The sequence below is a fragment of the Blastococcus sp. TML/M2B genome, assembly GCF_016612865.1.
GTDB lineage: Bacteria > Actinomycetota > Actinomycetes > Mycobacteriales > Geodermatophilaceae > Blastococcus.
On sequence record NZ_JAENZZ010000001.1, the window covers coordinates 1,437,716 to 1,463,914 of the forward strand.

Here is a 26,199-nt window from a genome sequence, read left to right on the forward strand (position 1 = left end):
GCGTTGAACCAGTGAGGCCCGGAACCGATGCGGTTCCGGGCCTCACTGGTTCATGCGGTCACAGCCGGACGGGGTAGACCGTCTGCGGGATCTCGGGGCGGATGCGGCCCTCGACGAAGATGCCGTGCCAGATCATGAAGACCAGCAGCGTCCAGAGCTTGCGGGAGTGGTCGACGGCCGAGCCGTTGCGCTGGTTCACCCGGTGCGCGGCCAGCATCGCCAGGACCTGCTTCTTGTCCAGCCACTCGTCGGTGTGGCTCGCCTCGATCACCGAGCGCGCCCAGTCGTGCAGGTCCTCGGCCAGCCAGTGCCGGGTGGGCACGGGGAAGCCGAGCTTGCGGCGGTTCAGCACGTGCGCGGGGACGATCTGCTCCAGCGCCCGGCGCAGCGCGTACTTCGTCGTCTCCTTGGTCACCCGCTGGTCGACCGGGAGGGTGCTGGCGACCCTGAAGACCTCGGGGTCGAGGAACGGGACGCGCAGCTCCAGCGAGTTGGCCATCGTCATCTTGTCGGCCTTGACCAGGATGTCGCCGCGCAGCCAGGTGAACAGGTCGACGTACTGCATGGCGGTGACGTCGTCGTAGCCGGCCGCGCGGGTGCGCTGGTACAGCTCGCGGGTCACGGTGACGTGCGACTGGTCCCGGTCGTGGGTGCGCAGGAAGCCCAGCTCGTCGTCCCGGAAGAGCCGGGCGTTGCCGTAGTAGCGCTCCTCGAGCGGGATCGACCCACGGCGCAGCAGGTCCTTGCCGCGCATGCCGTCGGGCAGGCGGGTCGACAGCGCACCGAGCGCGCGGAGGATGCCGCGGGGCAGCTTCTCGAACGCCGCCAGAGACAGTGGCTCGCGGTAGATGTTGTAGCCGCCGAACAGCTCGTCGGCGCCCTCGCCGGAGAGCACCACCTTCACGTGCTTCCGCGCCTCGCGGGCGATGAAGTACAGCGGGACGAGCGCCGGGTCGGCGACCGGGTCGTCGAGGTACCAGACCACCAGCGGGATGGCGTCGGCGAACTCCTCGGGGGTGACCACCTTGGTGATGTGCTCGACGCCGATCGCGGCCGCCGACTCGGCGGCGACGTCGATCTCGGAGAACCCCTGCCGCTCGAACCCGGTGGTGAAGGTGAGCAGCTTGGGGTTGTAGCGCTTCGCGAGCGCGGCGATGGCGGTGGAGTCGATGCCCCCGGAGAGGAACGACCCCACCGTGACGTCGGCGCGCATGTGCACCCGCACGGAGTCGTCGAGGACGTCGGCGATGCGGTCGTACAGGGCCTGCTGCTCGTCCCTCGCGACCGGCCGGATCGGGAAGGTCGGGTGGAAGTAGCGCGCCGTCGTCAGCTCGCCGTCGGCGACGGTGAAGCGGGTGCCGCTCTCGATCCGCCGGATCCCGCGGTGCAGGGTCGCGGGCTCGGGGACGTACTGCAGGGTCAGGTAGTGCTGGAGGGAGGCGGGGTCGACGCCGCCGGACGCCTCGCTGCCCCCGAGCAGCTCCAGCAGCGCCTTCTTCTCGGAGGAGAAGGCGACGGCGCCGTCGGCGAGGCGGGTCACGAACAGCGGCTTGATGCCGAAGGGGTCCCGGGCGCCGAACACCGTCTTCTCCTGGGTGTCCCAGATGAGGAAGGCGAACATGCCGCGCAGCCGGTGGACGACGTCCTCGCCCCACACGTGGTAGCCGGCGACGATCGCCTCGGTGTCGCCCTCGGTGGCGAACGTGGCCCCGGCCGCCGCGAGCTCCTCGCGGAGCTCGACGTAGTTGTAGATCTCGCCGTTGAAGACGATCCGGTAGCGGCCGTCGGCGTAGGCCATCGGCTGGTGGCTGTGCTCGATGTCGATGAACGACAGCCGGTTGAAGCCGAACACCGCCGAGCCGTCCCACCACTGCTCGGTCTCGTCGGGGCCCCGGTGGCGCAGGCAGTGCTGGGCCGAGCGCACCGCCGCGACCGTGCCGTCGTCGACGCGGTCGGCGTCGGTGGAGAAGTAGGCGAGCAGGCCGCACATCAGGCGCAGGTCTCCCGGGGGATCGCAGGGGGAAGGGCGGGCCGGTGGGTCAGACCTGCTGGCCGGCGCGCATCCTCGCCGTCGCGCGGCGCTCGGCGACGAAGGAGAGGACCGGAACCGTGCCGGCGATGACTGTGAGCAGGAAACCCTTGAGGGTCCACTTCGCGCGCAGCGCGAGGTCGACCGCCGACAGGAAGAACAGGCCGTAGAGCCAGCCGTGGGCGGTGCCCAGGACGGTGGACGGCCCGGGGACGTCGGCCAGGTGGTTGAGCGGCACCGCGACGAAGATCAGCGCGATGAGCAGGACGCCGACCACGGTGGCCATGACCCGGTAGCGCAGCAGGGCTTGGGCGATGGCCTCGGCCGAGGTGCGGGAGGAGGCTGTGCGCTCACTGGCCATGACTGGCCCGCTGCCCGAGGGCCTTCTCGTTGAGCTCGGCGAGGTGGGCGTTGTAGGCGGCCAGCTCCGGGTCGCCGGTGGTGTCGATCCGCGGCCGCTGGTAGAGGACCACGGCGTTGCCGGGGACGTCGTCGTCCGGGTCGCGGTGCAGCTCCTCGCGCGCCATGCGGACGTAGAACCACAGCCCCATCACGCCGTAGAGCGGCCATTGCAGCGCGTAGCTCCAGTTGACCGCGCCACCGCCGTCCTCGGCCTTGGAGAGCTGCCAGTACCCGAGGAACCAGGTGGCGACGAAGAGCGCGGCCACCAACAGGTGGAGGAGCACCCACTTGGGGGTCAGCAGGCGGTACCACACGCCACGACTCTAACCACCCGCCCGATCCGGCGGCCGCGGCGCGGGCGCGTGATGGGCCACAGCAGTCGCGACCCGCCGGGCCGGGGTCTCCGGTGGCCGGCCGCCGAGCGCCGTCGGCTAGTCTCGGCACACACTGAGATCGGCGTGGACGCCGCCTGCCGAGACCGGCCGGCGGACCCGCTGGGAGGACCGTCCGGGCGCTCCGGACGGAGGACGAGGAGGCAACGAGCAGTGGCTCGAGGCAGCAGGCTCGCGCGGCTGGCCGCGCTCGGTCTCCTGGGGGTGTTGACCCTCACCGGGTGCGACATGCCCAACAACGAGTTCTGGCGGTTCGGCTGGCCCGAGGGCGTCACCGACGAAGCCGAGTCGATGCGCGAGCTGTGGACCGGCTCGGTCATCGCGGCGCTGATCGTCGGCTTCCTGGTCTGGGGGCTGATCCTCTACTCGGTCGTCGCCCACCGGAAGCGCAGTGACGAGCTCCCGCGGCAGACGGCCTACAACCTGCCGCTGGAGATCGCCTACACGATCGCGCCGTTCTTGATCATCGCGGCGCTGTTCTTCTTCACCGTGGTGACGCAGAACGAGGTGAAGGAGCGCAGCGACAACCCGGACGAGACGATCGCGGTCAACGCCTTCAAGTGGAACTGGCAGTTCGTCTATCCGGAGACCACGGGCACCGACGGCGAACCGGTCAACACCATCGGCACCAGCGAGGAGATCCCGATCCTGGTCCTGCCGACCGATCGGACGATCCGCTTCGAGGTCGCCTCCGCCGACGTCATCCACTCGTTCTGGGTGCCGGAGTTCCTGTTCAAGCTCGACGTCATCCCGGGCAACGAGAACGGCCGGGACAACGTCTTCGAGGTGACCGTCCGAGAGGAGGGCGCCTACGTGGGCCGCTGTGCCGAGCTGTGCGGGACCTACCACGCATACATGAACTTCGAGGTGCGCGCCGTCTCCGGTGACGACTACGACGCCTACCTCGCCGCGCGCGAGGAGGGCCTGGACACCTTCGAGGCCCTCGAGGAGATCGGCCAGCCGGGGTCCTCGTCGACCACCACGCCCCTGGAGCTCTTCCAGGCCAAGAACGACAACCAGCAGCAGTCGAGCAATGGCTGACCGCTGCACGGCCGGCACCGGCACGACGCCTGAGGAGGCACGACCGTGAAGGTCGAGGCGCTGATCTTCAACATCATCGCGATCTTCTGCATCGGTGCAGGAATCGTCTACGGGGTGTGGGCGAGGGAGCCGATCGGCACTACCGCGCTGATCCTCTCCGCCGGCCTGACCGGCATGGTCGGCATGTTCTTCTGGTTCGTGTCGCGGCGCATCGACGCCCGCCCCGAGGACCGCAAGGACGCCGAGATGGCCGACGGCGCCGGCGAGCTGGGCTTCTTCAGCCCGGCCAGCTACTGGCCGCTCGCCGTCGCCCTGTCGGTCGGTCTGGCCGCCCTGGGCCTGGCGTTCTGGTACTACTGGCTGATGGCGATGGGTGCCGCCGCGATCCTCATCGCGGTCGGCGGCCTGCTCTTCGAGTACTACGTGGGGCAGAACGCCACGCAGAGCTGAGCACCACCCGAGCCCGAGGGCCCCTTCCGCTGCGGCGGGAGGGGCCCTCGGCCGTTGGAGGCCCGACCCTGTGCCCGCGCGGGGCGCACGCTGTCCCTGAGGCGGCCATCCGGCGGGGTGATCTGGCCGCCGGGGGGACGACGTACCGGCGGTCGCGAACGGGCCTGCGCTGAGGGACGCCCACTCTGCGCGCGGGATGCCGACGACGCGCCCTCGATCGCGCCCGCACCGTCCGGGAGTCACGCGCAACGTGACCGCGGTGCAGAGCACGATCGGGTGGATGGCAGGCAGCGTCAGCCGGCCGACACAGCTCCCAGCCCCCTCCTGCGCCGACGTGACTCCTGCCCCTGGTCGCCCTCTCGCGTGGCGCTGGTCGGCTCCGGAGCCGGAGCGTGGGCCTGGACCAGGCCGCGCGCTGGGCCCATGCACCGCGGGTCTCCTCAGCCAGGATCGCCAGCAGGTTGGCGTTCGCCTCGGAGTAGCGGACCGCGCGGTGTACACCTGGCTTCGGCTGCCTCGCGCTCATCGGTGAGCTCGTGGTGCTTCTCGGATGGTGGCGGAGCACTCGCGGGTCGAACCGACCCTGGGGTGGCCAGCCGCCCGTGGTGCGCCCGTGAGGGTCAGCGCGCACTCGGATCCGACAGCGGCCTGCGGACGCCAGGACGGTCGCCGGGCCACGCCCACCGAGGCGGAGCGGCTGATGCGGGTGCGGTGGAGGGGCGCCCACTCCGCGCGCCGGGTACCGACGATGCGGGCGCGATCGCGTCGGCAACGTCCGGACGTCGCCCGCACTCCGGTCCCCGGAGCAGCTGCAACGGCGAGGTCCCATGGGCGTGGCAGGTGCCTCCACGAGCCGTCGGGGGGCGAGCCCACTCTGCGCGCGGGCGATCGAGGCAGCTGGCGACGCCGTCCCTGAGACGGCCATTCGGCAAGCGGTTCTGGCCGCCTGAGGGACGACGTACGCGTGGCGGGGGAGGGGCCCACCCGCCCCCGTACATGCAGCAGGGCCCCGGTGGAGATCCACCGGGGCCCTGCTGGACGGGCTGTGCGAGGTCAGTCGCGCGGCTCCTGCGGGCGGCCACCCTCGGAGGGCCGTCCGGAGGACGTCAGCTCGCGGGCCTCGTCGGCAGCGGCGAGACCGCGGCCCTCGCGACCCTGCTCGAGCTCCACCTGCGACGGCTCCTCGATCGGCTTGAAGAAGCCCCGGACCGCGCGGCGGGCGCCACCGATCTGGTTCATCTTCTTCGGCACCGGAGCACCGCCGTAGGCGAGCACGCCGTGGCCGTGGTCGTCGACCGGGCCGAGCGGCTGGTGCACCTCGATGAACTCACCGTGGGGCAGCCGGCGGATGACACCGGTCTCGATGCCGTGCTCGAGCACCTCGCGGTCGTGCATCTGGAGACCCAGGCAGATCCGGTAGGTGATCGCGTAGACGATCGGCGGGAGGACGACGACGCCCAGCCGGCCGAACCACGTCATGGCGTTCAGGCTCACGTCGAACTTGTCCGCGAAGACGTCGTTGCCACCGGAGAGCATGAGCACGCCGTAGAACGTCAGCCCCATCATGCCGAGCGAGGTGCGCACGGGAACGTCGCGCGGACGCTGCAGCAGGTGGTGCGACGCCGTGTCGCCGGACAGCTTCCGCTCGATCACCGGGTACAGCGCCAGCACGGTGAACATCGCACCGGCCACCACGACCGTCGGCCAGAACAGCGCCGGGATCGTGTAGTCGCCCGGCAGGTTGATGTCCCATGCCGGGAAGATCCGGGTCGAGCCGTCCAGGAAGAGGATGTACCAGTCCGGCTGCGACGCGGCCGAGACCTGGGCCGGGTTGTACGGGCCCCACAGCCAGAACGGGTTGATCTGCACCAGCCCACCGAGCGCGGCGACCACGCCGAACACGATGAACAGCAGGCCGGTCGCCTTCGCCGCGAACGTCGGGAAGAGCCGGTTGCCGACCACGTTGTGCTCGGTGCGGCCCGGTCCGGGGAACTGCGCGTGCTTCTGCTTGACGAGCAGCAGCAGGTGCACCGCGATCAGGGCCAGCAAGATCGCCGGGATGATCAGGACGTGCGCGATGTAGAAGCGCCCGATGATCAGCTCGCCGACGAAGTCACCGCCGAACACCGCCCAGTGCGCCCACGTCCCGATGACCGGGACGGACAGGATGATCGCGCTGATGATGCGGAGCCCGGTGCCCGAGAGCAGGTCGTCGGGGAGGGTGTAGCCGGTGACGCCCATGAGCAGCGCGAGCACCAGCATGACCACGCCGATGATCCAGTTCGTCTCCCGGGGACGGCGGAAGGCGCCGGTGAAGAAGACGCGGAGCAGGTGCACGACGATCGACGCCACGAACAGCAGCGCGGCCCAGTGGTGGACCTGGCGCATGAACAGGCCGCCGCGGACGTCGAAGGACAGGTTCAGCGCCGAGTCGTACGCCGCCGACATCTCCACGCCGCGCAGGGGCGCGTAGGACCCGTCGTAGACGACCTCACGCATGGATGCGTCGAAGAAGAACGTCAGATACGTGCCCGAGATCAGCGCGATGATGAACGAGTAGAGCGCGATCTCGCCCAGCAGGAACGACCAGTGGTCGGGGAACACCTTGTTCAGGGTGCGACGGAGCGGGCCGGCGACGATCAGCCGGTCGTCGATCTCCGTCGCGGTCTTGCCCAGCCGGGTGGTCGGAGCCCCCGGGGCCGTGGCCGTAGCTGCCATCAGATGCGCTCCCGATTCCAGTACGTGGGGCCGACTGCCTCAGGGTAGTCGCCGCGGGCGACGAAGTAGCCCTCCTCGTCGACCGTGATGGGCAGCTGCGGCAGGGATCGCGTGGCCGGCCCGAAGATGGGCTTGGCCCCCTGGGTGACGTCGAACTGCGACTGGTGGCACGGGCAGAGGATCCGGCTGGTCTCCTGCTCGTACAGCGACACCGGGCAGCCGGCGTGCGTGCAGATCTTGGAGTACGCGACGTAGTCGCCGTAGCCGAAGTCGTCCTGTCCCTCGCGCGGCGCGTTCTGCTCGAGCTGGGCCGGGCGCAGGCGGATGAGCATGGTGGCCGCGTCGGACTGCCGGTTGCCGCCGGGGACGGCCGGGAAGACCGTCTCCAGGGAGCCGGGCTCCTGGTCGCCGGGACGGATCGGGCTGCCGTCGTCGCGGACGAGGCGGACGCCCTCGGCCCACGAGGTGCGGCCGAGCGGGTTGCCGGTGTTCGGGTTCTTGATCAGCCCGCCCAGCGGCATCAGCAGCATGAGACCCAGACCGCCGCCCATGAAGCCCAGCGACCGGGTGATCAGCTTGCGGCGGGCGAGGCCGCTGTTGTGCAGGCCGCCGACCAGCGTGGCGCCGGTGGTGACGCGGTCGAAGTGCGAGCCGTCGTGCTTGTCCTGCACGGCGGTCTCGTGCGGGAGCAGCTTCTTGCTGAACAGCACCAGGCCGACGCCGACCAGCGAGAACGCCAGGCCCATCGTGGCGCCGAGCAGCGGGGTGAACAGCGCGCTCCAGCCCGTGTCGCCGCTGACCCACTGCCAGTCGGGGAAGAACCAGCCCGAACCCACGTAGACCACGACGAAGGCGAAAGCGGCCACGCCGGCCAGCGCGAAGGTCAGGCCGACCTGGCGGACGGCGCGACGCTCCATCGGGGACCCGGGCTCGGGGCCGGGGTCGACGTGCAGGACCTGCACGCCGTCGTAGCGGGCGCCCAGGCGGTCCAGCTCCTCCCGCGGCATCGCCGCGAGCTGCTCCGGGGTGTACTCGTCGTCCGGGCCGCCGTGCAGCGGGCCGGGCGTGTCCGCGCCACCGGTCGAACCGGGGCGGGTGTCGTGCGTGGTCACGCCTTGCTCCCCATCCAGAAGATGCCGAACATCAGGACGCCGATCCCGACGACCCAGATGACCAGGCCTTCGGCGACGGGGCCGACGCGACCGATGCCGGCGCCGCCCGGGTCGGCCTGCTCGCCGATCGTCTGCACGTAGTTGACGATGGCGCGCTTCTCCTCGGGCGTCAGCTGGTTGTCGCCGAAGACCGGCATGTTCTCCGGTCCGGTCAGCATCGCCGTGTAGATCTCGAGGTCGTTCGAGTCGGTGAGGCTCGGCGCCGCCTTGCCGGAGGAGAGCGCACCGCCCTCGCCGACGAAGTTGTGGCAGGAGGCGCAGTTCAGCCGGAACAGCTCGCCGCCCTCGGCGACGTCGCCGTCGCGGAGGTCGCCCGAGGGGAGGGTCGGGCCGCCGCCGTTGGCCTGGACGTAGGCCATCAGCTGGTCGATCTCCTCGTCGGAGAAGACCGCGGGCTTGTCGGCGGCGTCGGCCTCCTGGCGCACGAGCGGCATGCGCCCGGTGTGCACCTGGAAGTAGACGGACGCCTCGCCGACGCCGATGAGCGAGGGCCCGCGGTTGGGCACGCCCTCCAGGTTGGCGCCGTGGCAGCTGATGCAGCTGCGGTCGTACAGCTCGCGGCCGGCCGCCTCGGCGGCGCTCTCGGTGCCCTCGGCCGGCGCCGCCTGGGCGGGGCTGAAGACCGAGTACAGCGCGCCGGTGAGAACCAGGCCGGCCATCAGGCCGGCGACGTTGGCGACGCGACGGCGGTGCTTGCTGCGCCGCCGCGCGCGGGCGCGGGCGACGGGCGTGGTCGCGGTGTCGACGACGGCCGAGGCGGCGTCGGACTGCGGGTTCGTGGTGGACACCGTTCCCCTAGCGGATCAGGTAGATCGTGGCGAAGAGCCCGACCCACACGACGTCGACGAAGTGCCAGTAGTAGGAGACCACGATGGCCGCGGTCGCCTGCGCCGGCGTGAAGCGGCCCATGGTGGACCGGATGAGGAGGTAGACGAACGCGACGAGACCACCGATGACGTGCAGCGCGTGGAACCCGGTGGTGATGTAGAACACCGAGCCGTACGTGGACGACGAGATGGACGTGCCGTGCTCGGTCACCAGGACGCGGTACTCGTTCATCTGGGCCACGACGAAGATCAGGCCCATCACGAAGGTGATCGTGAACCAGCGCCGGAGTCCGTAGACGTTGCCGCTCTCGGCCGCGAAGACGCCGAACTGGCAGGTGAACGAGGACGCGACGAGGATCAGGGTGAAGAACGTCGCGTACGGCAGGTTCAGCTCTGTCGGCTCGGGCGGCCAGCCTTCGGCGCCGGCCCGGGAACGGGCGGTGAAGTACATGGCGAACAGGCCGGCGAAGAACATCAGCTCGCTGGAGAGCCAGATGATCGTGCCGACGCTGACCATGTTCGGTCGGGTCAGGGAGTGCACCCGCGAGGTGTCGAAGGTGCTGCTCGCCACGGGGGCCGTTGTCACCCGGCCATCATGGCATCGGCCCCCTCCGGTGACGACCTCGGGTCGTCCCGGCGTGGCGCACCGGCTGCTCGCCCCGCGTCGGGCGGGCGCCGTCCTTCCCTGCGGACGACGGCCGAACCACTAGGCTCGCCCGCGTGAGCCCAGCCGGAACCCCCGACGCACCGGCCACCGTGCTGGTCTACAGCTCCCGCCCCGAGATCCGCGAGGCCGTGCGCACCGCGGTCGGGCGGCGTCCCGCCCCGGACGTCGGCCCGCTCTCCTGGGTCGAGTGCGCCACCGGCGACGAGGTCGTCGCCGCCGTGGACGGCGGGGGCGTCTCGCTGTGCATCCTCGACGGCGAGGCGCAGCCGACCGGTGGCCTGGCCCTGGCCCGCCAGCTGGAGCAGGAGGTGCCCGACCGCCCGGCCGTGTGCGTCCTGATCGCCCGTCAACCCGACCGCTGGCTCGCGCACTGGTCCCGGGCCGAGGGCACGCTCCCGCTGCAGGTCGACCCGCTCACCGCTCCGGGGCTCGTCGCGGACCTGCTGCGCAGCGCCGCACGCCGTCCCGCGGTCCGGTGACCGGGCGGTGACCGCCGCTCCCGCGGCCCGGCCGTCCTGGCCGGGCCTGCTCAACCGCCTGCTCGCGCACCAGGACCTCACGGCCGACGACACGGCCTGGGCCATGCGCGAGGTGATGACCGGTGAGGCGACGCCGGCGCAGGTCGCAGGCTTCGCCGTGGCGCTGCGCGCCAAGGGCGCCTCGGCGCAGGAGGTCTCCGGCCTCGCCGCGGAGATGCTCGCCCAGGCGACGCCGGTCGCGCTGCCGCTGGACTGCGTCGACATCGTCGGCACCGGCGGCGACGGCGCGCACACGGTGAACATCTCGTCGATGGCCTCGGTGGTCGTCGCCGCGGCAGGGGCGCCGGTCGCGAAGCACGGCGGGCGCGCCGCGTCGTCGTCGTCCGGGGCGGCCGACGTGCTCGAGGAGCTCGGTGTCGTCATCGACCTGCCGGCAGCCGGGGTCGCCCGCTGCGTGCAGGAGGCCGGCATCGGGTTCTTCTTCGCGCCGGTCTTCCACCCCGGGATGCGGCACGCGGGGGCGCCACGGCGCGAGCTCGGCATCGCCACCGTCTTCAACTTCCTCGGCCCGCTCACCAACCCCGCCCGCCCGGTCGCGGCCGCCATCGGCTGCGCCGACCGGGCCATGGCGCCCGTGCTCGCCGAGGTGCTGGCCGCCCGGGGGGCCCGGGCGGTGGTGTTCCGCGGGGACGACGGGCTCGACGAGCTGACGACGGCGACGACGTCCTCGGCCTGGGTGGTGCGGGACGGCGCCGTCGTCCCCGACCGGGTCGATCCCACGGCGCTGGGGATCCCGGCCTCCGGGCCCGATGCGCTGCGTGGTGGGTCGCCGGCCTTCAACGCCGACGTGTTCCGCCGGGTCATGGAGGGCGAGCGCGGGCCGGTGCGCGACGCGGTGCTGCTCAACGCCGCGGCGGCGCTGGCTGCCTTCGACGAGCACGCGACCGGGCTGCAGGAGTCGCTGGCCGCAGGGCTGGAGCGCGCCGCCGCGGCAGTCGACGACGGCCGGGCGGCCGACCAGCTGGCGCGCTGGGTCGCGGTCAGCCGGTCGGTGCGGGACGGCCGCTGACGCGGTGCGGCGGGGTCAGTCCGCGGACTCGAACCCGATCGCGAAGGCGGCCTCGAGGTCGTGCCGCGAGTAGGCGCGGAAGGCGATGTGCGTCTCGGTCTCGAGCACGCCGGGCACCTTGTTGATCCGCCCGGCGATCACCTCGGCGACCTGCTCGAACTCCCGGACGCGGACGAGGGCGATGAGGTCGACCTCGCCGGCGGTCGAGTAGACCTCGCTGACCCCGTCGAGGTCGGCGATCGCGGCGGCCACCTCGGGGATCGAGTCGGTGGCGGCGTCGATCATCACGATGGCGGTGATCACGCCGGCGATGCTAGCCGGGGCCGGCCGGCTGCGCCCACGCCCGCGGTGATCCGGTCCGGGCGCGCCCGCGTGCCGAGCGAGCGGCCGTCGGCGAACGGGTCGCGCCCGGCGCTGCTGCCGTCGGCCAGCGCGAGGAACCGGCTGAACGCGCCCGTGCCCGGGGCCGGGCAGGCGAGGGTGCCGTCGAGCTCGACCAGCCGCGTGCCGGGCTTCTCCATCCAGCGGAGCACCAGCTCGGTCTCGTCGACCGACGCCGCGATCTCCCCGTCGGGACCCAGCAGCGTCTCGGCGGTGCTCAGCAGGCCGGCCAGCGTGCCGCGGACCGAGCTGCCCCGCGGCGCCACCCCGGCCGAGACCAGCCGGCCGCGGCGGACGACGGACAGCTCCCAGCCACCCGCGCCGTCCGGGCGGGCCAGCACCAGCTCCGGGACGGCGGCGAGGGACTCCAGCCGCTGGCGCCGCCGCACCGCGCGCAGCAGCACGGCGACGCGGTCGCGCAGGACGGCGGCGTCCTCGTAGCGCTCCTCGGCGGCGAGCCGCTCGACGCGGTCGAGCAGCGGCGCGACGAGCGCACCGGGGTCGCAGGCCACCGCGGCCCGCAGGACCGCGGCGATGTCGGCGTAGGCGGCGACGGACTGCGCGCCGGTGCACGGGGCGCCGCAGCGGCCCATGTCGAACAGCGCGCAGGCCGACCCCGCCGGGGCCCGCGCGGAGATGCGGGGGGTGCACTGCCGCAGCGGCAGCGACTCGTGCACCGCCGGTGACCGCGGCGTCGGCGGCCCGCCGGTCGGGGAAGGGGCCGAGGAACACCCCGGCGCCGGGGCGCACCCGGCGCACCACCGAGAGCCGGGGGAAGGGCTCGTCGGTCAGCCGCACCCACAGCGCGCGCTCCGGGAACCGCGAGCGCCGGTTGTAGCGCGGTTTGTGCTCGGCGATCAGCCGCAGCTCCCGGACCGCGGCCTCCAGGGCGTGCGCGCAGGGGATGGCATCCACCCGCGTGGCCAGGGCGACCATCTCGGTGATCCGGCTGCGTTGCTCGCCGGAGGTGAAGTAGCTGCGGACCCGCGTGCGCAGGTCGGTGGAGGTGCCCACGTAGAGCGGCTCGTCGCGCGGCCCGCGGAACAGGTAGACCCCCGGGCCGTGCGGGACGGAATCGGCCAGGTGCCGCTTCCGCCGGCGCTCCGGGTCGATCTGGCGGGTGAGCCCGGTGAGCTCCTCCAGCGACGAGACGCCCAGCGGGCCGAGGCGCTCGAAGAGGCCGTGCAGCACGTCCACGGTGGCGCGGGCGTCGTCCAGCGCGCGGTGCGTCGGCGAGGTCGTGGCCGAGAAGAACGGCGCGAGGGTGGCCAGCTTGCAGTTGGGCACCTCGTCGCGGGTCAGCAGCCGGCGGGCGAGCACCGCGGTGTCGACCGAGGCCGCCGCCGGCCAGTGGATGCCGGTCTCGGCGCAGGCCGCCTTGAGGAACCCCAGGTCGAACGGGGCGTTGTGCGCGACCAGCACCGCCCCGCGGGCGAACTCGAGGAAGGCCGGCAGCACCGTCGCGATGCGGGGTGCGGCCATGACCATCGACGTCGTGATCCCGGTGAGGACGCTGATGTAGGGCGGGATCTCGCGGCCCGGGTCGACCAGGGTCTGGAACTCGCCCAGCACCACGCCGCCGCGGACCTTGACCGCGCCGATCTCGGTGATCGCGCTGTCCTTCGGGGAGCCGCCGGTCGTCTCCAGGTCGACCACGACGAAGGTGACCTCGGCCAGGGGCGTGCCCAGTTCCTCGATCGTGCCCTGCACGTAGCGCGGGAGGGTGGGGGAGGAGCTCACGAGGCGGACGGTAGGTCGGGGTGCTGACAGTCCCGGGGTGCCGCGCCGACCCTGCGGGTCGCGGGTAGTCACCGGCGCGGTCGCCCGGCCGGGCGAACCTGCCCCCTCACCTGGCGGTTCTCCGGGAGGCGGGACACCATTCCAGCGGTGGGCGACGCCGCCCCGATCCGCAGAGGTGGTCCGATGTCCCCGCGCTCCCCGTGGCGCCCCGGTGCGCCCACGGCGCGTCGCGGCGCCCGTCGGGCGTCCCTGCTGCTGGCCCCGCTCGCCGTCCTCGCCCTCCAGGGCACCGCGGCGCCCGCGGCGGCCGCGCCCAGCGACCAGCCGGGCGGTACGTCCGGCGTGCTCGACAGCCGCGCGCTGGACGCCCTCCAGCAGCGCGCCGCCGAGGTGCAGGGCGGGCTGCAGGAGCAGCAGAGCGCGGTGGACGCCGCCCGCGACGCCCTGGCCGAGGCCGAGCGCGCCGTCGCCGACGCCGAGGCCGTCCTCGGCGGTGCGGAGGGCGAGCTGGCCGGCTACCGGCAGGAGGTCGCGCGGTACGCCGCCGCGGTGTACCGGGACGGCGGGTCCCTGACGCCCCTCACGCTGCTGCTCAGCGGCAGCGACCCCGGCGAGGTGGTCGCGGCGATGAGCTTCCTCGACGTGGTCGACCGGCACGCGGCCTCGGTCATCGGCACCGCGGAGGCCCAGCGCCGGGCGGCCGACGAACGGCAGCAGGCCGCGGAGGAGGCCCTCGCGCGGGCGCGGGCGCGCGCGGAGGAGGTCGGTGCCCGGGCCGCCGAGCTCGAGGCCGCGGCGTCGGCGGTGACCGACGAGCTGGACGCCGCGCTCGGCGCGGTGGACCGCCAGCTGGCCCAGCTGCAGCGGGAGCAGGTCGAGGTCAACCAGCGGACGGCGGCGAGCTGGCGGGCGTACACCGATCAGCTGGCCGCAGCCGGGATCGCGCCTCCGCCGGCCGCCGCGCTGCGCGACCCGGCGGCGGGGCTGCCCGAGCGGCTCGTGCCGGTCGGCGCCGCGGGAGGGGGTGCGCAGCCGGTCGCGGCACAGCTCCCCGGCCAGCCCACCTCGCTCCTGGTGCTGCCGGCGGAGACGGTGAGCGCGGTGAGCGCCGCGATGGAGGCGCTGGGTCTGCCCTACGCGCCGGGGACGTCCGGCCCTGAGTCCTGGAGCTGCGGCTCGCTGGTCCAGTCGGTCTACGGGCGGTCGGGGATCGCCCTGCCCGCGGACCAGGCGGGGCTGTTCGCCGTCACCACGCCGGTCGCGCCGGCCGACGTGCTGCCCGGCGACCTGGTCTTCCTCGGGACGGCGGAGTCGGGGCTGGGCCACGTCGGGCTCGCGCTGGACGCGCGGACCATGCTGGCGGCCGACGCCCGTGCCGGCGCCGTCGTCGTGCGCACGCTGCCTGCCGACCAGGTGATCGGGGTGGGGCGGCCCAGCCTGGCTCCAGCGCGCACCGGTGGCGGCACCGGGGCCGGTCGGGGGTGCGCTGCGCACGGAGTGCGGCAACCCCGTCTACCCCCCGAGCTTCGACGGTGCGCGGCAGTGGGGCGGCTACCCGAACGGCCTGATCCCACCGAGCGCGATGTGCCCGCTGGGGGTCGGTGGCCACTCGCTGCGCTGCGACGCGGCGGCCGCCTACCGGGCGATGTCGGCGGCCTACGCCGCCGCGTTCGGCGGGCCGATCTGCATCACCGACTCCTACCGCACGTACGCGAGCCAGGTGACGCTGTACGGCGAGAAGCCCGCGCTGGCCGCCGTCCCCGGCACGAGCAACCACGGGTGGGGGCTGGCCGTAGACCTCTGCGGCGGCATCCAGACGTTCGGCACGCCGCAGTACGCGTGGATGGTGGCCAACGCCGGCCGGTTCGGCTTCCTGCACCCGACGTGGGCCGACCCGGGCAACGGCCGCGAGGAGCCCTGGCACTGGGAGTACGCGGGCAGCTGAGCGCCGGGCGGAATTGTCGGTGGCCGCTCCTACGGTGCGCGTGACTCACGGAGGAGAGACATGCTCATCGACTGCGACACCTGCACGCTCCGCGGCACCGGCTGCGCCGACTGCGTCGTCACTGTGCTGCTCGGCGCCCCGCCCGGCTGGCAGGGGGTGGACCCGGTGGTGGTGCCCATGGCGGCGCGCCCCCGCGTGGCCGAGCCCGAGCCCGCCGCGGAGGACGTCGTGCTGCCGCCGCCCGGTGTCGTCGTCGAGTTCGACGACGTCGAGCGACGCGCCGTGCGGGCACTGGCGGAGTACGGCCTCGTGCCACCGCTGCGGCACCGAGGCGCCCCGGGGGCCGGGCGGGACGGTGCGCGCCCCGGCCGGCGGACCGGCTGAGGGACATCTCACCCCTTGCTCTCGCAGCGGAGCGTGCTTGTACCCCTACGGAACGGGGTTGCCGGGAAGGCGCGCGGGCGCGATCGCGATGTTCGTCACATCTGCGGCGCCCAGCTGCATTTGTCACGGCAACATCACGACCGTAGGGTCGTCGCGTCCGACCGGGTGGTCGTCATCCGCACAAGGGGTGGCCTCGGCCGGGCACCGCCGAATCGCCGTACGACGTCCCGCGTGGTCGTCCGAGGTGAACCGGGGACCCACCGCAGTCCTGGGGTGAGTTCCCCTGCAGGGCCGGTCCGCCGGTGAGCAGGGGATAGGGCCAGTCTTCCCCGCCCGAACCCGTCAGCTAACTCGGTAGGCGGATCGAGGAAGAAACGGAGAGCCGCCTCTCGTGGCGACCCCTCACGCCCTGCCGACGCACGTCCTCGCACCGTTCCGCCCCGATCCGGCCGGGCCCGCCCGCCGGGTGGGCCGCCTCCGCGCCGGCCTGCTGATCGGGGCCGCGACCGCCCTCGCCGTCACCGTCCTGCCCGGCTCCGCGACGGCTGCCCCGAGCAGCCCCGCCGAGGCCGCGCAGCTGGTCGCCGACGCCAGCCACGAGCTGGAGGTCGTCTCCGAGCAGCTCAACGAGGCCCGGGTCGACCTCGAGCGCCAGCGCGCGGCGGTCGACACCGCTGAGCTGGCCGCCTTCGACGCCCAGCAGCAGCGCGCCGCCCTCGACGGGCGGATCCGCCAGCTCGCCCGCTCCGCCTACACCGCCGGCGGCGCGACGCGCAGCCAGCTGGGCGCGATGCTGACCAGCGATTCCGCCGGCGACCTGGTCTCCCAGCTCGGCACGCTGGACGCGCTCGCCGCCCGCACCAACGCCGCCGTGAGCGAGGTGGCCGAGGCCTCCGAGCGCGCGGAGGAGACCCGCGCCGAGGCGCGGGAGGCCCGCGAGAAGGCGGAGCGGAGCGTCGCCGACATCGAAGCCCAGCAGAAGGACCTCGAGGCCCGCGTCGCGGAGCACCGGCGGCAGTACGCCGCCCTCGACGCCGCGCAGCGCGCCGTCGTCGAGCGCGCCCACGGGGACTCCCAGCCCGTGCGCGCCTCCCGCGGCACCGAGCGCACCGCACCGGCGCCGACGGCGACCGTCGCCGCGCCGAGCGGGGCGGCGCAGGTCGCGGTCAACACGGCGCTGGCGCAGGTCGGGGACCGGTACGTCTACGGCGCCGGTGGTCCCGACGCCTTCGACTGCTCGGGCCTGACCTCCTTCGCCTACCGTGCCGCCGGCGTCTCGCTGCCGCACTCCAGCCGCAGCCAGTCGCAGATGGGGACCCCGGTCTCGCGCGGCGAGCTGCAGCCCGGTGACCTGATCTTCTTCTACAGCCCGGTCAGCCACGTCGGCATGTACATCGGCAACGGCCAGATGGTGCACGCCTCCACCGAGAGCCAGCCGGTCAAGGTCGCCAGCGTCGACTCGATGGGCAGCTACAACAGCGCCCGCCGCATCGTCGGCTGACCCCTGCCGCACCCCGAGGGCCGGTGCCTCCCGCGAGGGAGGCGCCGGCCCTCGTCGTCGGTGGTCCCGGTGCCGTCCGGGGCCGCGCCTAGGATCGGCGCCGTGGTGGACCGGTGAGCGCACGTCGCGCCCCGCTGGTGTCCGCCGCCGTCCTGCTGGCCGCCTTCGCCCTGGTCGTCGCCCTCGGTACGCCGTGGGAGGTGCTCCCGGAGCCCGCGGGCGGGGGCGTGCCGCTCGACCCGACCGCCGGCCTGCCGGCCGACCAGGTCGCGCGCGCGGACGCCTTCGCGGCGGCGATCCGGCCGGCGTCGCTGGCCGCCCTGCTGCTGGGGCTCGCCGTCTCCGCGCTGCTCGGGCTCACCCCGCTGGGCGCCCGGCTGGTCCGCGCCCTGCCCGCCCCCCGGCGCGGGCGCTGGGCGGTGCAGGTGCTGCTCGGGGTCCTCGCCCTCGCCGTCCTCGGGCGGCTGGCCACCCTGCCGATCGCCGCCTACGGCGAGGTGGTGCGCCACCGGTACGGGCTGTCCACGCGCAGCTGGGGGCTGTGGGCCCGGGACGTCGCGGTGTCGACGGCGATCGACGCGGCCCTGACCGCCCTCGGCCTGCTGGCCCTGGTCTGGCTCGCCCGCCGGGCGTCGCGGGCGTGGTGGGCGCTCGCCGCCGCGGGCGCCGCGGTGCTCGTGGTCGTGGGCTCGTTCCTGTGGCCGGTGGTCATCGAGCCCGCGTTCAACAGCTTCGCGTCGATGCCGGGGGGGCAGCTGCGCAGCGACCTGCTGGCCCTCGCCGAGGAGAACGGCACCCCGGTGCAGGACGTGCTGGTCTCCGACGCCTCCCGGCGGACCACCGCGCTGAACGCCTACGTCTCCGGCTTCGGCTCCACCCGGCGCATCGTCGTGTACGACACGGTCCTGGAGCGGCTGCCCGACGAGCAGATCGAGTCGATCGCCGCGCACGAGCTGGGCCACGTCGCCGCCGACGACGTCCTCACCGGCACGCTGCTGGGCGCCCTGGGCGGCGCGGGCGGCGTCGCCCTGCTCGGCTGGCTGCTGACCTCGCCCGCTCTGCTCCGCCGTGCCGGTGCGGCCGGACCGGCCGACCCGGCGGTGGTGCCCCTGGTGCTGCTGCTGGTCACCGTCGGGACGCTGGTCGTGACGCCGGTGCAGAACCTGGTCTCGCGGCAGGTCGAGGCGCGGGCCGACGTCGCCGCGCTGGACCTCACCCGCGATCCGGAGGCCTTCATCGCCATGCAGCGCGGCCTGGCCACGACCAACCTCTCCGATCCGAGCCCCCCGGCCGCGTGGCGCTGGTACTTCGGGTCGCATCCCACCGTGGCGGAGCGGATCGCGCTCGCCGAGGACTGGACCCAGCTGGAGCGGGAGCCGTGAGCCGGACGCTGGTCGTCACCAACGACTTCCCGCCGCGGCAGGGCGGCATCCAGACCTTCGTCGCCGCGCTGCTGGACCGCCGCCCGCCCGACTCGCTCGTCGTGCTCGCCTCGGACCACCCCGGCGCGGCCGAGCACGACGCCGGTCTGCCCTACCCGGTGGTCCGCCGGCCCACCGGCATGCTGCTGCCCACCCGGGCGACCGCCGGCGCGGCGGTCGAGCTGGTCGAGCGCGGTACGGCTGCGACCGCGCGTTCTTCGGCGCCGCGGCCCCCCTGGGGCTGCTCGCGCCGACGCTGCGCGCGGCCGGGGTGCGGCACCTGGTGGGCGCCACCCACGGCCACGAGACCGGCTGGGTGGCGCTGCCGGGCAGCCGGCAGCTCATGCAGCGCATCGCGTCGGGCCTGGACGTGCTGACCTACATCACCGAGTTCACCCGGGCCCGGCTCGCCCCGGCGCTGGACGGGCGCACGCGGCTGGCGCAGCTCTCCCCGGGGGTGGACGTCGACCGGTTCACCCCGCAGGTGGACGGCGCCGCCGTCCGCCGCCGGCACGGCCTGGGGGAGGCCCCGGTGGTGGTCTGCGTGTCCCGGCTGGTCGCCCGCAAGGGGCAGGACGTCCTCGTCGAGGCGTGGCCCCAGGTGCTGGCGCGGCACCCCGACGCGCGGCTGCTGCTGGTCGGCGGCGGTCCGGACGAGGCCGCGCTCCGGCGCGCGGTCGTCGCGCGCGGGCTGGAGGGCTCCGTCGTCCTCACCGGGGCGGTGGACGCCGCCGAGCTCCCGGCCCACTACGCGGCCGGCGACGTGTTCGCCATGCCCTGCCGCACCCGCCGGGCCGGGCTGGACGTCGAGGGCCTGGGCATGGTCTTCCTCGAGGCGGCCGCGGTCGGCCTGCCGGTCGTGGCCGGCACCTCGGGCGGTGCCCCGGAGGCCGTGCAGGAGGGCGTCACCGGGCACGTGGTCGACCCGCGGTCACCGGCCGCCGTGGCCGCGGCGCTGACCGGCCTGCTCGACGACCCGGCCCGCGCCCGGGCGATGGGTGCCGCCGGCCGGTCCTGGGTGGAGCAGCGCTGGTCCTGGACGACGATCGCCGCGACCTTCACCGAGCTGCTCGAGAAGCACTGAGGCCCGCCCCGCGGTGCGGGACGGGCCTCGGTGCGGCGGGGGTCAGCGCGTGTAGAGCGCCTCGACCTCGTCGCCGAACTCCTTCATGACCACCGAGCGCTTGAGCTTCAGGCTCGGGGTGAGCATCCCGTTGTCCTCGGTGAAGTCGGTGCCGAGGATGTGGAACTTCTTGATCGCCTCCGCCTGGGAGACGGCCTTGTTCGCGTCCTTCACGGCGGCGTCGATCTCGGCCTTGAGGTCGGCGTCCTCGCGGACCTGCTCGACGGTCTGACCGGCCGGCTTGCCCTTGGACTCCAGCCACTGCGGCAGCGCCTCGTCGTCGAGGGTGATCAGCGCGGCGATGAACGGCCGCTGGTCGCCGACGACGATGCACTGGCTGATCAGCCGGTGCGAGCGGAGCCGGTCCTCGAGGACGGCGGGGGCGACGTTCTTGCCGCCCGCGGTCACCAGGATCTCCTTCTTGCGGCCGGTGATGGTGAGGAAGCCGTCGGCGTCGAGCTCGCCGATGTCGCCGGTGTGGAAGAAGCCCTCGGCGTCGATGGCCTCCTTCGTGGCCTCCTCGTTCTTCCAGTAGCCGGCCATGACGATGCCGCCCTTGATGAGCACCTCGCCGTCGTCGGCGATCCGGAAGGTGACCCCGGGCAGCGGCTGGCCGACGGTGCCGATGCGGATCCCGTCGTCGTGGTTCACCGAGGCGGCGGCGGTGGTCTCGGTGAGGCCGTAGCCCTCGTAGACGGTGACGCCGATGCCCCGGAAGAAGTGGCCCAGCCGCTCACCCAGCGGCGCGCCGCCGGAGATGGCGCCGAGGCAGCGGCCACCGAGGGCCGCGCGCAGCTTCGCGTAGACGAGCTTGTCGAACAGCGCGTGCTGGGCGCGCAGGAGGAGACCGGCGCCGCCGGTGTCCTGGGCGCGGGACCAGTCGATGGCGACCTGGGCGGCCTTGTCGAAGATCTTGCCCTTGCCGTCGCCCTCCGCCTTCGCCTTGGCCGAGTTGAAGACCTTCTCGAAGACGCGGGGCACGGCCAGCACGAAGGTCGGCTTGAACTCGCCGAGGTCGTCGAGCAGGTTCTTCACGTCGGGGGTGTGCCCGATGACCGTGCGGTTCTTGACCGCGCCGACCTGCAGGACGCGGGCCAGCACGTGCGCGAGCGGCAGGAACAGCAGCAGCGAGCCCTCGACGCTCATGAAGCGGTCGAGCAGCGTGATGCCGTTGTCGATCTCGAACAGGAAGTTGCCGTGGGTCAGCTCGCAGCCCTTGGGCCGGCCGGTCGTGCCGCTCGTGTAGATCAGCGTGGCGAGGCTGTCGGCCGTGAGGGTGGCCCGGCGGGCGTCCAGCTCGGCGTCCGGGACGTCGGCACCGGCGGCGATGAGGGCGTCGACGGCGCCGTCGTCGATGACGTGGACCGAGGTGAGGTCGGGGGCCTGGTCGCGGATCGTCTCGACGGCCGCGGCGTGCTCGCCGCTCTCCACGACGATGGCGGTGGCGCCGGAGTCGGAGAGGATCCAGGCGACCTGGTCGGGGCTGGAGGTCTCGTAGACGGGGACGACGACGCCGCCGGCGGTCCAGATCGCGAAGTCGAGGACGGTCCACTCGTACCGCGTCTTGGCCTGCAGGGCCACGCGGTCGCCCGCGGCCACGCCCGAGGCGATGAGCCCCTTGGCGACGCCGCGGACCTCCTCGCCGAACTGCTGCCACGTCACGTCGCGCCACTGGCCGTCGAGCCGTCGGCGCAGGCCCACCTCGGCGCCGTGCTCGGCGACGTTCAGGGCGAGCATGTCGGTCAGCGCCGCGTCGGGCGCCACCTCGGTGGTCACGGGAACGCTGAACTCGCGCACGCCTGGTCCTCTCCTCCCTGGCCGCCGCGGGCACCGTCGCCCACCGGTCCCTGACCAGGATCGTCGAGATCAATCTAGCGGGCACGTCCTACCCGCGAGTAGCGCAACGGGTGAGCGGCGCTCTCCAGGACCCCGCGCACCCGTTAGCCTGCTGCCCATGGCCGACCAGTCCACCCAGTCGATCGTCGTCGATGCCCCCGCTGCCGACGTGATGGCGGTCATCGCCGATTTCCCGGCCTACCCCCAGTGGGTCGCCGCGGCCAAGACGGTCGAGGTCGTCGAGGACGGCCCCGAGGGCCGCGCCCGCCGGGTGCACTTCGTGCTCGACGCCGGGGCGATCAAGGACGAGTACGTCCTCGACTACACCTGGGACGGCGACCGCAAGGTCTCCTGGAACCTGGTCTCCGGGCAGATGCAGAAGCGCAACGACGGCTCCTACACGCTGAGGGAGACCGGCGGCCGGACCGAGGTCACCTACTCGATCACCATCGACCTCTCGATCCCGATGCTCGGGATGATCAAGCGCAAGGCCGAGAAGGTCATCCTGGACACGGCTCTCAAGGAGCTCAAGAAGCGCGTCGAGGGCTGACGCGCGTGCGGACCCTCGTCCTCACCGGCCCCGGCGGCGCCGGGGTCAGCACCCTGGCCGCGGCGGCCGCGGTGCGCGCGGCCGGCGCCGGCCGGAGCACGCTCCTGTTGAGCCGGCAGCCCGTCCCGGTCGCGGGGCTCGCGGACGTGCCCGGCCTTCAGGTGCGCACCGTCGACGCCGGCACCGCGGTCGAGCGGTTCTGGGCCGGCACCGTCGCGCCCGCCGCGGGCGCGCTGCCGCAGCTGGCGCTGCCCCCGGCGTCGTCGGTGACGCCGCTGCCCGGTGCCGCCGAGCTGGCCCTGTTCGCCGAGCTGGGCCGCGCCTCGGCCGACCTCGTCGTCGTGGACGCCGGGTCGCCGGCCGACGCGGCCGCCCTGCTGGCGCTCCCCGCCACGCTGCGCTGGTGGCTGGACCGGTTGCTGCCGCCCGGGGCCCGGGCCCTCGGGGCGATCCGCTCCGCCGCGGTGACCTCCGGTGCGGCCCGCCGCGGTCCGGTGGACGCCGCGCTCGCGCTGCTCCCGCAGCTGGAGGAGCTGCTGGCCGTCGACCGGCTGGCCGACGTCGCGGGCACCGCCGTCGCCCTCGCCGCGGTGCCGCGCCCCGGGACGGCGGCCGCGCTGCGCGGCACCGCGACCGCGCTGGGCCTGCACGGCCTGCGCCCCGGGATCGTGCTCGCCCGCGTGCTCCCCGACGACGGCACGGGGGAGTGGTGGCGCGCGCGCCGGGCCGAGCAGGACGCCGAGCTGGACGCGCTGGCGGAGCTGGCCCCGGTGCACCGGGTGCCCGAGACCGCGTCGTCCCCGGCCGACGCCGCCGCGGCGACCGCGCTGCTCGGGGACCTCCCGCTGCCCGGCGGCGGGCTCCCGGGCGCCGGGCTGCCGGCGCCCGCGACCGAGAGGCTCGACGGCGGCTGGGAGCTGGGCGTCCCGCTCCCGTTCGCCGAGCGCGGCGCCGTCGGCCTGACCCGCTGGGAGGACGACCTGGTCGTCACCGCCGCGGGCGCCCGCCGGTCGCTGAGGCTGGACCCGCTGCTGCGCCGCTGCGAGGTGACCGGCGGCCGGATCACCGACGCCGGCAGCGCGGACGCCCGGCTCGTGGTCTCCTTCCGACCCGACCCCCAGCTCTGGCCGGCCGATCTGCTGGCCGCGGTGAGGAGAACGCCATGACCGCCGGTGCCGACTGGGCCGACTCCGCCCGCAGGCTGCTCGACGCCTTCCGGCTCCCCGAGGCGGCCCCCGCCGAAGGCGGCGCCCACGGCGTCGACTGCCGCTGGTGCCCCGTGTGCCAGGCGGCGGCCGTGCTGCGCGGCGAGCGCCCCGAGGTGACCGCCGCCCTGGCCGACGTGCTGGCCACCACCGCCTCGGTGCTGCGCGACCTGGCCGGCGAGCCCCGGCCGGCGGCCGGGCAGGAGAGCGGGTCGGCAGGCGCCGCGCCGGACGACGAGGACGGGCCGGGCCCGGCCGTCCAGCGGATCGACATCGCGTGAGCACCCCGGCTCCCGCGTCGGCGCTGGCGGCGCTCGGCATCGACATCGGCGGTACCAAAGTCGCCGGCGGCGTCGTCGCCCCCGACGGGACCGTCCTGGCGACCGCGCGCCGGGCGACGCCCGGCAGCTCGGTCTCCGACACCGAGGACGCCATCGCCGCCGTCGTCGAGGAGCTCGCGGCCGGGCACGACGGCGAGCTGGTCGGCGTCGGCATCGGCGCGGCGGGCTGGTTCGACCGCACCGGTGACACGGTGCTGTTCAGCCCGCACCTGGCCTGGCGGCACGCGTCGCTGCGCAAGGACCTCTCGGCCCGCCTGCAGCGGCCGCTGTGGGTCGGCAACGACGCCGACGCGGCCGCCTGGGCGGAGTACCGCTACGGCGCCGCCCGGGGCGCGGACCTCGCGCTGATGGTCACCCTCGGCACCGGCATCGGCGGCGGCATCGTCCTGGACGGCCGGCTGCGGCGCGGCTCGCACGGCGTCGCGGGGGAGTGGGGGCACATGCGCGTCGTCCCCGACGGCCGGTTGTGCGCCTGCGGGAACCGGGGGTGCTGGGAGCGGTACGCCAGCGGCACGGCGCTGGGGCAGACCGCCCGCGAGGTGGCGGGCACGTCGCCCGCGGCCGCCGCGCTGCTGCTCGAGCGGGTCGACGGCGACGCGTCCCGGCTGACCGGCGAGGACGTCGCCCGGGCCGCCTCCGACGGCGATCCGCTGGCGCTGGAGCTGGTCACCGAGGTCGGCGTCTGGCTGGGCCAGGGCATCGCCGACCTCGCCGCCGTGCTGGACCCCGAGGTCGTCGTCATCGGCGGCGGGGTGAGCGTGCTCGGTGAGATGGTGCTCGGTCCCGCGCGCGAGCGGTTGGAGCGGGCGCTGCCCGGTCGCGGTTTCCGGCCCGGCCCGCGGATCGTCGCCGCCGAGCTGGGCGCCCAGGCGGGCCTGGTGGGGGCCGCCGACCTGGTGCGGAGGGCCGTCGCCGAGGGCGACGGCTAGCACTCAGACGACCGCGCCGTCGTCCCCGTCCTGGTCGGAGCGCTCGCGCATGCGGGAGACCAGCATCGCGGCGCCGCCGGCGATCGCGGCCACGCCGAGCACCAGCCCCACGTCCGCCGACAGCCGCAGCGCGCCCGGGACGGCGATGAGCACCAGCCCCGCCAGGACCAGCAGCCCGGCGTAGAGCGCGTGCGGCGCCGGCAAGGGGACCGGCGGTGGGGCCGGTGGCTCGTAGTGCTCCTCGGGCAGGTCGAGGAAGGCCACCTCGTGCGGGGGCGGGGGCGGTGCGTCGGAGGGGCGCTCGTCGACGACCGACGCGCCGTGCTCGGCCTCGAAGGCGGCGACGATCCGCGACCACTCGGCGTCCTCGTCGAGGTCGGCGCGCACCGGGGCGGGCTCCGAGGCGGGCTGCGAGGCGGGTTGGGGGTGCTCGTCGGCGTGCTGCGCGACCAGCGCGCGGGCCTCGGCCTGCCGGCCGCGGTCGACGAACAGCCGGTCCGCCGGCGGGCTCGGCAGCGAGACCTCGCGGGTGTAGGGGCCGACGTCGGCCGAGGGGTCGAGGTAGGCGGCGATGCCGGCGGCCTCGAGGACGTCGAGCAGGTGCTCGCCGACCCGGGGGTCGACGTCGCGCAGCGGGCTCCACGAGGTCGCCGGCAGCCCGTTGTCCCGCCGTCCCCGGCCGCTCACGACGCGGTCGTCCCGGGCTCGACGGCGGGCGTGCGCTCGCGGATCCAGGCCGCCGACCGCGCGAAGATCTCCGGGGCGTCGTTGTCCAGGGTCGCCACGTGGTAGCTGTCGCGCAGGACGACCTCGGTGGTGTCGGCGCTGGAGACCGAGGTCAGCAGCGCCTCGCTGTTGGCCGGCTCGACGACGTGGTCCTCGGCGCTGTGGAAGACGATGACCGGCGCCGTCACCCGGGCCAGGTCGGCGCGGGTGAGCGCCCACAGCCGGCGCAGCTGCAGCATCGCCCGGGTGGGCAGCTTGTCGTAGGCGAGCTCGGTGACGCCGGGCTTCTTGATGTCGCTGGCGATCGGCGCCCAGCTCCCGGTGAGCCGGGCGATCAGCGGCAGCAGCCTGGCGTCCAGCCGCCGGGTGAACAGCGCCGGGTTGACCAGCAGCAGCCCTGCGACGTCGGCGGCGCGCGTCTGCGCCAGCCGGGTGGCCAGCGTGCCGCCCATCGACAGGCCCGCGACGAAGACGCGGTCGCAGCCGGCGGCCAGCTCGTCGAACGCGCCCTCGACCGCCGCGGTCCACTGCTCGGCGGTGCTGGCGTTGCAGTCCTGCCAGCTGGTGCCGTGGCCGGGCAGGAGCGGGCACCGGACGGCGAAGCCCTCGGCGGCGAGGTGCTCGCCCCACGGCCGCATGCTCATCGGGGTGCCGGTGAAGCCGTGCACCAGCAGCACGCCGGTGCGCCCCTCGACGCCGGAGCCGGCCATCGCGAAGGGCTCGGCACCCGGGAGCACCGCGGGCGGCGGCGGGGTGGTCGAGGGCACGGGCTGCTCCTGCGGTGCGGCGGCGGGCGAGTGATCCCTCGCACGTGGACGGCCGATTGTCCTACGGCCCCCTGGATCCCTAGTCTGGCAGTCCCAGAGGGAGG

The 26,199-nt window shown here is 74.2% G+C and carries 25 protein-coding genes, 2 pseudogenes and 1 riboswitch; of the genes and pseudogenes, 14 read left to right on the plus strand and 13 right to left on the minus strand.

All coding sequences use genetic code 11. From position 1 onward, the window contains the following. Positions 1-58: 58 nt before the first annotated feature. From asnB to JKP75_RS07040, 3 genes are read right to left on the minus strand one after another with little or no spacing between them, the layout of a single operon-like run. Positions 59-1,990, minus strand: a complete 1,932-nt coding sequence (gene asnB, locus JKP75_RS07030; protein WP_200492888.1) for an asparagine synthase (glutamine-hydrolyzing) — start codon at positions 1,988-1,990, stop codon at positions 59-61. 49 nt (positions 1,991-2,039) lie between these two features. After that, positions 2,040-2,390: a DUF3817 domain-containing protein gene (locus JKP75_RS07035; RefSeq protein ID WP_200492018.1), complete on the minus strand. Its 351-nt coding sequence runs from the start codon at positions 2,388-2,390 to the stop codon at positions 2,040-2,042. Further along, a complete protein-coding gene (locus tag JKP75_RS07040) occupies positions 2,380-2,745 on the minus strand; it encodes a metalloprotease (RefSeq protein ID WP_200492017.1) in 366 nt (121 codons plus the stop codon). The genes JKP75_RS07035 and JKP75_RS07040 overlap by 11 nt, the downstream gene beginning before the upstream one ends. A gap of 231 nt (positions 2,746-2,976) precedes the next feature. Between JKP75_RS07040 and coxB the strand changes: the two genes are divergently transcribed. Together coxB and JKP75_RS07050 are read left to right on the plus strand one after the other, a co-directional pair. Beyond that, positions 2,977-3,864, plus strand: coding sequence for a cytochrome c oxidase subunit II (gene coxB / locus JKP75_RS07045; RefSeq protein WP_200492016.1), 888 nt, complete (start codon positions 2,977-2,979; stop codon positions 3,862-3,864). A 45-nt stretch (positions 3,865-3,909) separates the two neighbouring features. Then, a complete protein-coding gene (locus JKP75_RS07050) occupies positions 3,910-4,314 on the plus strand; it encodes a cytochrome c oxidase subunit 4 (protein ID WP_200492015.1) in 405 nt (134 codons plus the stop codon). Positions 4,315-5,367: 1,053 nt separating this feature from the next. Here the strand turns inward: JKP75_RS07050 and JKP75_RS07055 are convergent. From JKP75_RS07055 to JKP75_RS07070, 4 genes are read right to left on the minus strand one after another with little or no spacing between them, the layout of a single operon-like run. After that, complete coding sequence (locus JKP75_RS07055) at positions 5,368-7,032, minus strand: cytochrome bc complex cytochrome b subunit (protein ID WP_200492014.1); 1,665 nt, start codon at positions 7,030-7,032, stop codon at positions 5,368-5,370. Then, on the minus strand, positions 7,032-8,144 hold the full coding sequence (locus tag JKP75_RS07060) for a ubiquinol-cytochrome c reductase iron-sulfur subunit (RefSeq protein ID WP_200492013.1): 1,113 nt from the start codon (positions 8,142-8,144) through the stop codon (positions 7,032-7,034). The genes JKP75_RS07055 and JKP75_RS07060 overlap by 1 nt, the downstream gene beginning before the upstream one ends. Continuing rightward, entirely contained in the window at positions 8,141-8,992 is an 852-nt protein-coding gene (locus JKP75_RS23340) for a cytochrome c (RefSeq protein WP_309229596.1), read from the minus strand. Before JKP75_RS23340 ends, JKP75_RS07060 begins: the two co-directional genes overlap by 4 nt. A 7-nt stretch (positions 8,993-8,999) precedes the next feature. Then, entirely contained in the window at positions 9,000-9,617 is a 618-nt protein-coding gene (locus tag JKP75_RS07070) for a heme-copper oxidase subunit III (RefSeq protein WP_200492012.1), read from the minus strand. A 134-nt stretch (positions 9,618-9,751) separates the two neighbouring features. Here JKP75_RS07070 and JKP75_RS07075 point away from each other — a divergent pair, with 134 nt between their 5' ends. Together JKP75_RS07075 and trpD are read left to right on the plus strand one after the other, a co-directional pair. After that, positions 9,752-10,177 (plus strand): hypothetical protein, encoded by a 426-nt coding sequence (locus tag JKP75_RS07075; RefSeq protein ID WP_200492011.1) that lies wholly within the window; start codon positions 9,752-9,754, stop codon positions 10,175-10,177. Positions 10,178-10,184: 7 nt separating this feature from the next. After that, positions 10,185-11,246 (plus strand): anthranilate phosphoribosyltransferase, encoded by a 1,062-nt coding sequence (trpD, locus tag JKP75_RS07080; RefSeq protein WP_200492889.1) that lies wholly within the window; start codon positions 10,185-10,187, stop codon positions 11,244-11,246. A gap of 15 nt (positions 11,247-11,261) precedes the next feature. Here the strand turns inward: trpD and JKP75_RS07085 are convergent, their stop codons facing one another. The 3 genes and pseudogenes from JKP75_RS07085 to JKP75_RS24425 all read right to left on the minus strand — a co-directional run. Continuing rightward, a complete protein-coding gene (locus JKP75_RS07085; RefSeq protein ID WP_091985632.1) occupies positions 11,262-11,549 on the minus strand; it encodes an Lrp/AsnC family transcriptional regulator in 288 nt (95 codons plus the stop codon). Then, the gene (locus tag JKP75_RS20800) at positions 11,546-12,304 is read right to left on the minus strand and encodes a hypothetical protein (protein ID WP_242472820.1); all 759 of its coding nucleotides are present in this window, start codon (positions 12,302-12,304) and stop codon (positions 11,546-11,548) included. Before JKP75_RS20800 ends, JKP75_RS07085 begins: the two co-directional genes overlap by 4 nt. A gap of 61 nt (positions 12,305-12,365) precedes the next feature. Then, positions 12,366-14,024 (minus strand): annotated as a pseudogene (locus JKP75_RS24425) (DEDD exonuclease domain-containing protein); the annotation flags it as partial. Positions 14,025-14,480: 456 nt separating this feature from the next. Here JKP75_RS24425 and JKP75_RS24430 point away from each other — a divergent pair. From JKP75_RS24430 to JKP75_RS20810, 6 genes and pseudogenes are all read left to right on the plus strand, one after another. Next, a pseudogene (locus tag JKP75_RS24430) lies at positions 14,481-14,753 on the plus strand (C40 family peptidase); the annotation flags it as partial. A 259-nt stretch (positions 14,754-15,012) separates the two neighbouring features. Continuing rightward, positions 15,013-15,312, plus strand: coding sequence for a M15 family metallopeptidase (locus JKP75_RS24435; protein ID WP_375539236.1), 300 nt, complete (start codon positions 15,013-15,015; stop codon positions 15,310-15,312). Between the two features lie 60 nt (positions 15,313-15,372). Then, positions 15,373-15,696 carry a hypothetical protein gene (locus JKP75_RS07100; RefSeq protein ID WP_200492009.1) on the plus strand — a complete coding sequence of 108 codons (324 nt, stop codon included), beginning with the start codon at positions 15,373-15,375 and terminating at the stop codon, positions 15,694-15,696. 195 nt (positions 15,697-15,891) lie between these two features. Beyond that, positions 15,892-16,072: riboswitch (cyclic di-AMP (ydaO/yuaA leader) on the plus strand. Positions 16,073-16,087: 15 nt separating this feature from the next. Next, on the plus strand, positions 16,088-17,197 hold the full coding sequence (locus JKP75_RS07105; RefSeq protein ID WP_200492008.1) for a C40 family peptidase: 1,110 nt from the start codon (positions 16,088-16,090) through the stop codon (positions 17,195-17,197). 113 nt (positions 17,198-17,310) lie between these two features. Next, entirely contained in the window at positions 17,311-18,579 is a 1,269-nt protein-coding gene (locus tag JKP75_RS07110) for a M48 family metalloprotease (protein WP_200492007.1), read from the plus strand. 322 nt (positions 18,580-18,901) lie between these two features. After that, positions 18,902-19,702: a glycosyltransferase family 4 protein gene (locus tag JKP75_RS20810; protein ID WP_309229598.1), complete on the plus strand. Its 801-nt coding sequence runs from the start codon at positions 18,902-18,904 to the stop codon at positions 19,700-19,702. Between the two features lie 42 nt (positions 19,703-19,744). On the opposite strand, the gene JKP75_RS07120 is transcribed toward JKP75_RS20810, so the two are convergent. Beyond that, positions 19,745-21,538: a long-chain fatty acid--CoA ligase gene (locus JKP75_RS07120; protein WP_200492006.1), complete on the minus strand. Its 1,794-nt coding sequence runs from the start codon at positions 21,536-21,538 to the stop codon at positions 19,745-19,747. A 157-nt stretch (positions 21,539-21,695) separates the two neighbouring features. Here JKP75_RS07120 and JKP75_RS07125 point away from each other — a divergent pair, with 157 nt between their 5' ends. From JKP75_RS07125 to JKP75_RS07140, 4 genes are read left to right on the plus strand one after another with little or no spacing between them, the layout of a single operon-like run. Further along, positions 21,696-22,127, plus strand: coding sequence for an SRPBCC family protein (locus tag JKP75_RS07125; protein ID WP_200492005.1), 432 nt, complete (start codon positions 21,696-21,698; stop codon positions 22,125-22,127). Positions 22,128-22,132: 5 nt separating this feature from the next. After that, positions 22,133-23,293, plus strand: a complete 1,161-nt coding sequence (locus JKP75_RS07130) for an ArsA-related P-loop ATPase (RefSeq protein ID WP_200492004.1) — start codon at positions 22,133-22,135, stop codon at positions 23,291-23,293. After that, positions 23,290-23,613 (plus strand): hypothetical protein, encoded by a 324-nt coding sequence (locus JKP75_RS07135; RefSeq protein WP_200492003.1) that lies wholly within the window; start codon positions 23,290-23,292, stop codon positions 23,611-23,613. Before JKP75_RS07130 ends, JKP75_RS07135 begins: the two co-directional genes overlap by 4 nt. Next, on the plus strand, positions 23,610-24,602 hold the full coding sequence (locus JKP75_RS07140; RefSeq protein WP_309229600.1) for an ROK family glucokinase: 993 nt from the start codon (positions 23,610-23,612) through the stop codon (positions 24,600-24,602). The genes JKP75_RS07135 and JKP75_RS07140 overlap by 4 nt, the downstream gene beginning before the upstream one ends. Positions 24,603-24,605: 3 nt before the next feature. On the opposite strand, the gene JKP75_RS07145 is transcribed toward JKP75_RS07140, so the two are convergent. Next, on the minus strand, positions 24,606-25,289 hold the full coding sequence (locus JKP75_RS07145; RefSeq protein WP_200492891.1) for a hypothetical protein: 684 nt from the start codon (positions 25,287-25,289) through the stop codon (positions 24,606-24,608). Beyond that, positions 25,286-26,095 carry an alpha/beta fold hydrolase gene (locus JKP75_RS07150; RefSeq protein ID WP_309229601.1) on the minus strand — a complete coding sequence of 270 codons (810 nt, stop codon included), beginning with the start codon at positions 26,093-26,095 and terminating at the stop codon, positions 25,286-25,288. Before JKP75_RS07150 ends, JKP75_RS07145 begins: the two co-directional genes overlap by 4 nt. Positions 26,096-26,199 lie beyond the last annotated feature (104 nt).

Bases quoted from the DNA above. Each gene is read 5' to 3' on its own strand.
- JKP75_RS07055 (WP_200492014.1), bottom strand. From the start codon at position 7,032: ATGGCAGCTACGGCCACGGCCCCGGGGGCTCCGACCACCCGGCTGGGC.
- JKP75_RS07100 (WP_200492009.1), top strand. From the start codon at position 15,373: ATGCTCATCGACTGCGACACCTGCACGCTCCGCGGCACCGGCTGCGCC.
- JKP75_RS07135 (WP_200492003.1), top strand. From the start codon at position 23,290: ATGACCGCCGGTGCCGACTGGGCCGACTCCGCCCGCAGGCTGCTCGAC.
- JKP75_RS07125 (WP_200492005.1), top strand. From the start codon at position 21,696: ATGGCCGACCAGTCCACCCAGTCGATCGTCGTCGATGCCCCCGCTGCC.
- JKP75_RS07035 (WP_200492018.1), bottom strand. From the start codon at position 2,390: ATGGCCAGTGAGCGCACAGCCTCCTCCCGCACCTCGGCCGAGGCCATC.
- asnB (WP_200492888.1), bottom strand. From the start codon at position 1,990: ATGTGCGGCCTGCTCGCCTACTTCTCCACCGACGCCGACCGCGTCGAC.
- JKP75_RS24435 (WP_375539236.1), top strand. From the start codon at position 15,013: ATGTCGGCGGCCTACGCCGCCGCGTTCGGCGGGCCGATCTGCATCACC.